9 protein-coding genes are annotated in these 8,475 nt (G+C 72.4%); 4 read left to right on the forward strand and 5 right to left on the reverse strand.

All coding sequences use genetic code 11. From position 1 onward, the window contains the following. The coding region (locus GH736_RS12655; protein ID WP_159603793.1) for a sensor histidine kinase at positions 1-1,460 on the reverse strand (1,460 nt) is incomplete at its 3' end. After that, on the reverse strand, positions 1,457-2,200 hold the full coding sequence (locus GH736_RS12660; protein WP_159603795.1) for a response regulator transcription factor: 744 nt from the start codon (positions 2,198-2,200) through the stop codon (positions 1,457-1,459). The genes GH736_RS12660 and GH736_RS12655, both read right to left, overlap by 4 nt. A 184-nt stretch (positions 2,201-2,384) precedes the next feature. Here GH736_RS12660 and GH736_RS12665 point away from each other — a divergent pair, with 184 nt between their 5' ends. Both GH736_RS12665 and GH736_RS12670 read left to right on the forward strand, forming a co-directional pair. Then, on the forward strand, positions 2,385-3,893 hold the full coding sequence (locus GH736_RS12665; protein ID WP_159603797.1) for an ABC transporter permease: 1,509 nt from the start codon (positions 2,385-2,387) through the stop codon (positions 3,891-3,893). A gap of 66 nt (positions 3,894-3,959) precedes the next feature. Then, on the forward strand, positions 3,960-4,628 hold the full coding sequence (locus GH736_RS12670; RefSeq protein WP_159603799.1) for an ABC transporter ATP-binding protein: 669 nt from the start codon (positions 3,960-3,962) through the stop codon (positions 4,626-4,628). A 77-nt stretch (positions 4,629-4,705) separates the two neighbouring features. On the opposite strand, the gene GH736_RS25055 is transcribed toward GH736_RS12670, so the two are convergent. Continuing rightward, entirely contained in the window at positions 4,706-5,749 is a 1,044-nt protein-coding gene (locus tag GH736_RS25055) for an alpha/beta fold hydrolase (RefSeq protein WP_159603801.1), read from the reverse strand. Positions 5,750-5,781: 32 nt separating this feature from the next. Continuing rightward, positions 5,782-6,243, reverse strand: a complete 462-nt coding sequence (locus GH736_RS12680) for a hypothetical protein (RefSeq protein ID WP_159603803.1) — start codon at positions 6,241-6,243, stop codon at positions 5,782-5,784. 170 nt (positions 6,244-6,413) lie between these two features. Between GH736_RS12680 and GH736_RS12685 the strand changes: the two genes are divergently transcribed. Both GH736_RS12685 and GH736_RS12690 read left to right on the forward strand, forming a co-directional pair. After that, positions 6,414-7,172: an amidase domain-containing protein gene (locus tag GH736_RS12685; protein WP_159603814.1), complete on the forward strand. Its 759-nt coding sequence runs from the start codon at positions 6,414-6,416 to the stop codon at positions 7,170-7,172. Positions 7,173-7,272: 100 nt separating this feature from the next. Then, entirely contained in the window at positions 7,273-7,923 is a 651-nt protein-coding gene (locus tag GH736_RS12690) for an amidase domain-containing protein (protein WP_159603816.1), read from the forward strand. Here GH736_RS12690 and GH736_RS12695 read toward each other — a convergent pair. Continuing rightward, positions 7,902-8,270, reverse strand: a complete 369-nt coding sequence (locus GH736_RS12695) for a DUF1294 domain-containing protein (protein WP_235934146.1) — start codon at positions 8,268-8,270, stop codon at positions 7,902-7,904. The two genes, GH736_RS12690 and GH736_RS12695, sit on opposite strands and share 22 nt — an antisense overlap. Positions 8,271-8,475: the final 205 nt, after the last annotated feature.

Raw genomic sequence — 8,475 nt, forward strand, 5'->3', positions numbered from 1 at the left:
CTCGACACCGACACGTCGCCGTGGTGCGCCTCGACCACGGCCTGCACGATCGCGAGCCCGAGGCCGGTGCTGCCGGCCCGACGCGATCGCGACGAGTCGCCGCGCACGAACCGTTCGAAGAGCGAGCCCACCAGCTCGGGCGGGATGCCGGGCCCGTCGTCCTCGATCGTGAGCACCACGTCGTGCCCGTCGCGACCGAGCGCGGCGACGACGCTCGTGCCCTCGGGCGTGTGCACCCCGGCGTTCGCGAGCAGGTTGGTGACGACCTGTCGCAGGCGCGGCTCGTCACCCACGACGACGGTCGCGGCATCCGGCAACCGCACCTCCCAGTCGTGATCGGGTCCGGCGGCCTGCGCATCCCCGACCGCCTCGACGACGACGCGACCGAGGTCGACGGGCCGGGCGGCGAGCTCACGACCTTCGTCGAGGCGGGCGAGCAGCAGCAGGTCCTCGACCAGCTCGGTCATGCGCACCGACTCGGACTCGATGCGCCCGATCGCATGCGTCACGTCGGGCGGCAGCTCGCCGCCGTGCAGGCGGGTCAGTTCGGCGTAGCCGCGGATCGAGGCGAGCGGCGTGCGCAGCTCGTGGCTGGCATCGGCGACGAAGCGGCGCACCTTCTGCTCGCTCTGCTCGCGTGCGGAGAGGGCGGATGCCACGTGCCCGAGCATGCGGTTGAACGCGGTGCCGAGCCGGCCGACCTCGGTGCCGTCGTCGTCGACCCTGACCCGCTCCGCGAGCGCGACATCACCACGGTCGAGCGGCAGGTTCGACACGCGCTGGGCGGTGGCGGTGACCTGGGCGAGCGGGCTGAGTGCCCGTCGGATCACGGACGAGCCGATGACGAGCGCGAACATCAGGCCGACGATGGCGACGATGGCGATGGTGAGCGCCAGCTGGGTCGTCGAGGCGTTGACCTCGGCGAGCGGCAGTGCCAGGACGATGTTCACCCCCGGCTGCGTCTCGACGGCGAGCGCGCGGTAGTCGCCGAGCACGCCGGCCTCGATGGTGTGGGCGGCTCGATCGGCCGGCACGTCGGCGAGCTCCTGTGCCGCCCCGGGGGCGAGCGTCTGGATCTGGCCGTCGTCGATGACGGCGGCCGTGACCTCATCGCCGATGACGATGCCGCCGAGCGTGCCCTCGGGCTGGCCGGGCACACTGAGGAACGCGCCGACCGTGCGGCCCGGATCGCCGGGGATGCCGGGGCCGGTGGCGTCGTCGGCTCGTGAGGACGCCGCCTTGAGGTTGGCGTCGAGCCGCGCGACCGACGACTCGTGGAACACGGCCACGCTGACCACGCCGACGACGGCGCTCACGGCCACCAGCAGGCCGGTGACGATGAGGAGGAGCCGCCGGTGCAGCGTCCAGGTGAAGCGGCGGCGCGCGGCATCCGTCGTCTCGTGGATCGCCGCTTCCTCGCGCGACGCAGCGGCGTGCCCGGGGTCGCCGGGCCGGGTCATCCGACGGCCTTGAGCATGTAGCCGGCGCCGCGCACGGTGTGGATCATCGGCTCGCGGCCGGCGTCGATCTTCTTGCGCAGGTACGAGATGTAGAGCTCGACGACGGACTCCTTGCCGCCGAAGTCGTACGACCAGACGCGATCGAGGATCTGCGCCTTGGAGAGCACCCGGCGGGGGTTGCGCATGAGGAAGCGCAGCAGCTCGAACTCGGTGGCCGTGAGCTCGATGGGCGTGCCGGCGCGGGCGACCTCGTAGGAGTCTTCGTCGAGCGTGAGGTCGCCGACGGTGAGCACCGGGTCCTTCGCCTGGGCGAGGGTCAGCGTCGAGCGGCGGATGAGTCCGCGAAGCCGCGCCACGACCTCCTCGAGGCTGAACGGCTTCGTGACGTAGTCGTCGCCGCCCGCCGTCAGCCCGGCGATGCGGTCGTCGAGGGAGTCCTTGGCGGTGAGGAAGAGCACGGGCGTCTCGGTGCCGTCGGCGCGCACCCGCTGCAGCACCTCCAGGCCGTCGATGTCGGGGAGCATGATGTCGAGCACGATCGCATCGGGACGGAACTCCCGCGCGACCTTCACGGCGCTGAATCCGTCGCCGGCGGTGCGCACGTCCCAGCCCTCGTAGCGCAGGGCCATCTTCAGCAGCTCGGTCAGCGAGTGCTCGTCGTCGACGACGAGCACGCGCACCATGGAGCCGTCGCCCTTCGTGATGGGGGCGCGGTGCTGGGTCGACGGGACAGTGCTCATGACTCCAGTATCCGCTTCGCCCTATGCGTTTCCTATGACGCAGATGGGCGGATGCCGCAGCCGCGGCTCTCCACCCCCCATAGGCGATTCATCGCCCCGGCAGTGACCGCGCATAGCCCGCGAGCCTAGCGTCGCGACCGGCGTCCTGCCCGGGGCGGCCTCCCCACGACCTCCGAGGAGACCCATGTTCTTCACCTCCCTCCGGCGCGAGCTCGCCGGGCGCCGCAGGCAGACCGCGATCGTCGCCATCGGCATGGCGCTCGCGATCGCGCTCGTCATCATCGTGAACTCCGTGGCGTCGGGGGTGCGCGACGCCCAGGCGTCGGTGCTGCAGTCCGTCTACGGCGTGGGCACGGACCTCACCGTGTCGCAGGAGCCCACTCCGCCCACGGAGGGCGAGGCGGGCGCCGGCCCGGGTCGCTTCGAGTTCGGCGCCGACGACGGCACCGTGTCGGAGGATTCCACGTCGGTCAGCCAGTCGCGGCTGACCGCCGGCTTCGGCTCGACCACCTTCGACGCGTCAGCGCTGGAGACGGTGACCGGGATCGACGGCGTCGCCGCGGCATCCGCTGCCCTGTCACTCACAAACCTGACGTTCTCCGGCGAGATGCCGCAGTTCGCGGCCCGCGACCAGGGCCCGCCGCCCGCCGAGGGCGGCGACACCGCACAGCAGCCGCCGACGGGAGGGTTCGACGGCGCGGGTGGCAGCGCCTTCGACGTCGACAGCTTCACGGTGCTCGGCATCGACCCCGGGGCCGCAGCGGTCGGCCCGCTGTCGTCCGTCGAGCTCGCCGAGGGACGGGGGCTCGAGGCATCCGACGCCGGCCAGGCCGTCGCCGTGCTCGACGCGTCGTACGCGACGAGCGCCGACCTCGCGGTGGGCGACACGATCGACGTGGGGGGTACGGAGTTCGAGGTCGTCGGCACCGTGAGCTCGACGTCGGCGGATGCCGCGACGGCCTCGAACGTGTACCTCCCCCTCGACCTCGCCCAGTCGCTGTCGGGCCTCGACGGGCAGGTCAGCGACATCTACGTGCAGGCCGAGTCGTCGGACGGGATCGCCGCCGTGCAGGCCGACCTCGAGGAGGCCCTGCCCGACGCCTCCGTGTCGACGCAGGCCGACCTCGCGGCCTCGGTGTCGGGCTCGCTCTCGACCGCGTCGACGCTCATCTCGAACCTCGGCCTCTGGCTCTCGCTCGCCGTGCTCGTCGCGGCGTTCCTCATCGCGATCCTCTTCACGATCCAGGGCGTCACCCGACGCACCCGCGAGTTCGGCACGCTGAAGGCCATCGGCTGGTCGAACGGCCGCGTCGTCGGACAGGTGGCGGGCGAGTCGCTCGTGCAAGGCCTCATCGGCGGTGCCGCCGGCCTCGTGCTCGGCCTCGCCGGCATCTGGGTGATCAACCTCATCGCCCCGACGCTCGGCGGCAGCGCCACCACGGGGGCCGTGCCGGGCGGTGCGGTGACCGCGGGTGGAGGCGGCGGCGGGCCGACCGCGGCCGGGCCCTTCGGCGACCGGCTCGCGGATGCCGCGGGCGCCACCACCGAGGTCGTCCTCAACGCGCCCGTCACCATCTCGGTCGTCGCGATCGCCATCGGGCTCGCGGTGCTCGGCGGCCTCCTCGCCGGGGCGATCGGCGGCTGGCGCGCCTCGCGCCTCCGGCCCGCCGAGGCGCTCCGCAGCGTGGCCTGATCGGGACCCCGGACCACCACCGAGCCACCCCCGTCGATCGACACGAACACCACGGAAGGACCAACCATGTACACCCTCGAGCACGTCTCGAAGACCTACTCGCAGTCCAAGCGCCGCGTCACCGCCCTGCAGGATGTGACCCTCTCCATCCCGTCGGGCCAGCTCGTCGCGATCCAGGGCCCGACGGGCGGCGGCAAGTCGACGCTGCTGCAGATGCTCGGCGCGCTCGACCGGCCGACGACGGGGCGCCTGACCCTCGGCGACGCCGAGCTCTCGCACCTGCCCGACCGCAAGCTCGGCGGCATCCGTGCGAGGGAGATCGGCTTCGTCTTCCAGGGCTTCAACCTCATCCCGACGCTGACCGCGCAGGAGAACGTCGAGACGGCCCTCGCCCCCCTCGGCGTCCCAGCCGAGGACCGGCGCCGGCGTGCCGTCGACGCGCTGGCCTCGGTCGGACTCGCCGATCGCGCCGCCCACATGCCGGGCGAGTTGTCGGGCGGCCAGCAGCAGCGCGTGGCGATCGCGCGCGCCCTCGTGAAGGAGCCCGACGTGCTCCTGGCCGACGAGCCGACCGGCAACCTCGACGAGGAGACGCGCGACGAGATCATGGACCTGCTCGAGGGCCTGTGGCGCGACCGTGGCCTCACGCTCGTCATCGTGACGCACGACTCCGCCGTCGCGAGGCGCGCCGAGCGTCGCCTGCACATCAAGCTCGGCATCGTCACCGAGCGCTGAGGTCGAGCACGTCGACCCGGCCACATTCGACCCGAGTCGATGCGGATGCCGCGGACGCGAATCGTCCGTGAAGGCGGCTAGATGACCTCGTTGCGCAGCGCCCACGCGGCCGCTGCGGTGCGGGACGGGACGTCGAGCTTCGTGCGGATGTTCGCGATGTGGCGGTGCACCGTGTGGGTGGAGAGCACGAGCTGCGTCGCGATCTCGGCGTCGGTCCGGCCGAGCGCCACGAGCCTGAGGACCTCCCGCTCGCGATCGGTGAGCTCGGCGCGAGTCGCCGCACGCGGTGCCTGCACAGGGTCGACGGGCACCCCGAGGAACGCGAGCGTCTCGTGCACCACCGCATCGGCATCGCCGCGCCAGGGGAAGTGGTCGTCGCCCTCGAGTGCCACGAAGCGCGCGTTGCGGATGCGGCGCGCGACGTCCTTGCCGAGGGCGAAGGGGATGGCCCGGTCGTTGCGGCGATGCAGCACGAGCGTGGGGGCGAGCACGTCGCCGAGGTGCCCGGTGGAGTCGAAGTCGTACACGGCGCGCAGGGACGCGAGCGCGACCTCGCGCGAAGCCGAGCGCCGCTGGAACTCGACGAACTCGGCGCGCTCGTCAGCCGTCGCACCGGGGAGGAACAGGTCGCCGAGCACGCGGGAGCCGAGGCCCCAGTGCTGCTCGATGATCGACAGCATGGCCTCACGCGCGGCTGGCGGTGCGAGGTCGACACCGCGGGCGTAGGAGCCGTACAGCACGAGGCGGTCCACGCGGTCGGGATGCCGCGCCGCGTACGACGACGCGACGCCGGAGCCCGACGAGGCACCGAAGAGCGAGATCCTGCCCGGTGCCGCCTCGTCCACGAGCGCCTCGAGCGTCGCGAGCTCCTCGTCCAAAGTGCGGGCGGGGAGGCCGCGGCGGTCGGACACGCCGGCGCCAGGGCGGTCGTACCGGATGACGGTGCGGTGCCGGGCCAGCGCGCCCGTGAATCGCCGGAACCTCACGTTCCGCCAGTCGAGCTCGAGGTGGCTCGACCACCAGCCGCCGATGACGAGCGGCGGCCCATCTCCGACGGCCGCCCACGCGATGGACGCCCCGTCGCGCTCTGCGTAGCGGATGACCTGGTCCTCGGCGTCCACGCCCCGAGTCTAGAGAGTGAGGGATGCTCGGACTACCGCGGTCGCACGACAGCCGTCGCGGGCCGCGCGGCATCCTCGAAGACGGGCTGGGCCCGGAGCACGTGCGGCACCGCGTCGCGATGCTCCTGAAGCAGCCGCCGGGCGCCGTCGAGTTCGGACTCGCCGTGGTCACCGAGGAGGATCGGGACGAACTCGCCGGGCAGCAACAGCTCATCGTGCCCGCCGTCGGGCGCGAGGACCGCGCGGAGGATCCCCGCCGCGAGTTGCTCCGCCAACCAGGCGCCGGCGCTCGACTCCGGGATGCCGGCGAGCACGGCGAAGGCCGCAGCATCCACCGGCCCGGATTCGAACAGCACGCGATAGTAGCCGCGCCGGCGGCCGAATGCGATGGACGCCCGTGCTCGTCGCTCGGCGGCGTCAACGGCGTGCACCGCTGCGGCGGCGGCGGTCGTGGTCGTGGTCGTGGTCGTGGTCGTGGTCATGGTCGTGGACATGGTCCTTCCCTGGGGTGCTGCCGTCCGGTCGGACGGGTCGACCCTTCGATTCCACGCCCGGCAGCACCCCCTCGGCATCGCGCGTTCGGGCCACTCCGGAGTGGCCCGTTCGGGCCATCGCCGCCCCGTCCGGGGGGTTCACAGGAACCAGCCCGTAGCGTCGAGGAACGATGACCGAACACGCGAAGCCGTCCCATTCCGCCCAGCGCAACCGCCGTCTCCTGCTCGTCTCCACCGCCGTCCTCGTGACCGGCGGCCTCCTCGCCGGGGGTGTCGCGGTCGCCACCGCCCTCACCTCGGCACCCGACGGCACCGGCGATTCGGCCGCCTCCGGCGCCGATCGGAACGGCGGTTCAGACGAGGCCGGGCTCTCCCCCGCTGAGGACCCGAACGCCGAGCAGCTCGGCGTCGACGACTCCGACGAGGCACTCGCGGCGTACGGTCCCGCGGTCGCCGCCCAGCTCGCGTACGTGCGCGACCACTGGCAGTCGACGGAGGACGACACGTTCGGCTACCTCGACGACAACGACTGCGCGAACTTCGCAAGCCAGTCGCTGCTCACCCGCGGCTGGACCGAGGACGACGAGTGGTGGTACTCGGGCGACGGCGACGGCTACGCCAGCGCCGCGGCGTGGGTCAGCTCGACGGCCCTCATGGAGTACCTCGAGGAGCATCCCGAGCTCGCGACCAAGCTCAGCGACGACCAGCGCGACCAGGTGAAGCCGGGCGACATCGTGCAGTTCGACTGGGACGACTCCGGCGATCGCGATCACACGGGCATCGTCACGGCTGTGATCCCGCGAAGCGACGGCACGATCGCCATCGCCTACGCCGGCCACACGGATGCCACGTGGGACCGCTCGGTCGACTACGCGATCACCGTGCTGCACCCAGGCGGTGCAGCGACGTACTGGAGCATCGCGGAGTAGCCGCCACGCCCGCGCCCGCCGCGGCACTGCACGCGGCACTCCCGCGACTCGCTGGGCGATGCGGCGCAGATCCGTGGAGGGCCTGCCTACGCTCGAAGGGATGCCGACTCCCGAGCAGGCCCGCGTGTTCCGCCGACGCCGTGCCGTCGTGGCGGCCGCCGCCGTGGCGGTGATCGTCGCCGTCGGAGCGACGATCGCGTGGGCCGTCGGGCAGCAGGACTCCGCGGCATCCGGCGTGCCTGCCCTCGACACGTCGGGCCTCAGCCGGCCGGTGGCCGCCCAGCTCGAGTACGCCCATGCCCACTGGGACGACCCCGACGCCGAGCGATTCGGCGTCATCGACGAGAACGACTGCGTGAACTTCACCAGCCAGACCCTCCTCGCCCGCGGCTGGACCACGGATGACGAGTGGTGGTACGACGAGGACGGCGACGCGTACGCGTCATCCGGCGCCTGGATCAGCTCGACCATGCTCAGGGATTACCTCGGGCGGCATCCCGAGCGCGCCACGCCGCTCACCGACGACCAGCGCGACCAGGTGAAGGTCGGCGACATCGTGCAGTTCGACTGGGACGACTCGGGCGACCGCGACCACACCGGCATCATCACGGCCGTCGTGACGGAGGCCGACGGGTCGATCGACCTCGAGTACGCGGGCCATACGGATGCCACGTGGAACCGCTCGGTCGAGTGGTCGATCACCGAGCAGCACCCGCACGGCGTGGCGTACTACTGGAGCATCCCGGAGTAGTCGGCGCCGAGCAGTGCCGGCCCGCCGGCGACCCAGGCGATGAGCAGGGCGAGGACGACGACGTTGAGCAGCACCGTCGTCCAGAACGCCCGTCGGAACGTGCGCTTGCGCGTCTTGTGGCGGAACACCTGCTGCGCGACGAGGGCACCCGGCCAGCCGCCGACGAGTCCGAGCGCGAGCAGCGTGCGCTCGGACACGCGCGGCGCCGCACGGCGCGCGGCCGACTTGTCGGCGCCGTAGACGACGAACGCGACGACACTGGCCGCCCCGTACCAGGCCCCGAGCCACCACGGCAGGTCGTAGGCGGCGACGGCGAGCGCGAGCGCCCCCGCGAACACGACGAGCACCGTCCAACTGAGTGACGCGGGCAGCGGGCGGGACAGGTCGCGGTCGGGTCGGGCTGCGGCAGGTCGGGCAGCGAAAGGTTTGGAGGCGGAGGGTTTGGAGGCGGATGCCGCGACGGTTGCCATCGGCGATCTCGTCGTTGACCTGGCAGCGAAGACGATCCGGTCGAGTGCCCGCGACGGCGAGCCCTCGGTCTCCGTTCACCTG

Origin of the sequence: Agromyces humi (genome assembly GCF_009720255.1) — a bacterium.
In the GTDB taxonomy this organism is placed as follows: Bacteria; Actinomycetota; Actinomycetes; order Actinomycetales; family Microbacteriaceae; genus Agromyces; species Agromyces humi.

Coding starts and splice junctions, on each gene's coding strand:
- GH736_RS12660 (WP_159603795.1), bottom strand. CDS start 2,200: ATGAGCACTGTCCCGTCGACCCAGCACCGCGCCCCCATCACGAAGGGC.
- GH736_RS12665 (WP_159603797.1), top strand. CDS start 2,385: ATGTTCTTCACCTCCCTCCGGCGCGAGCTCGCCGGGCGCCGCAGGCAG.
- GH736_RS12670 (WP_159603799.1), top strand. CDS start 3,960: ATGTACACCCTCGAGCACGTCTCGAAGACCTACTCGCAGTCCAAGCGC.
- GH736_RS12680 (WP_159603803.1), bottom strand. CDS start 6,243: ATGTCCACGACCATGACCACGACCACGACCACGACCACGACCACGACC.
- GH736_RS12685 (WP_159603814.1), top strand. CDS start 6,414: ATGACCGAACACGCGAAGCCGTCCCATTCCGCCCAGCGCAACCGCCGT.
- GH736_RS12690 (WP_159603816.1), top strand. CDS start 7,273: ATGCCGACTCCCGAGCAGGCCCGCGTGTTCCGCCGACGCCGTGCCGTC.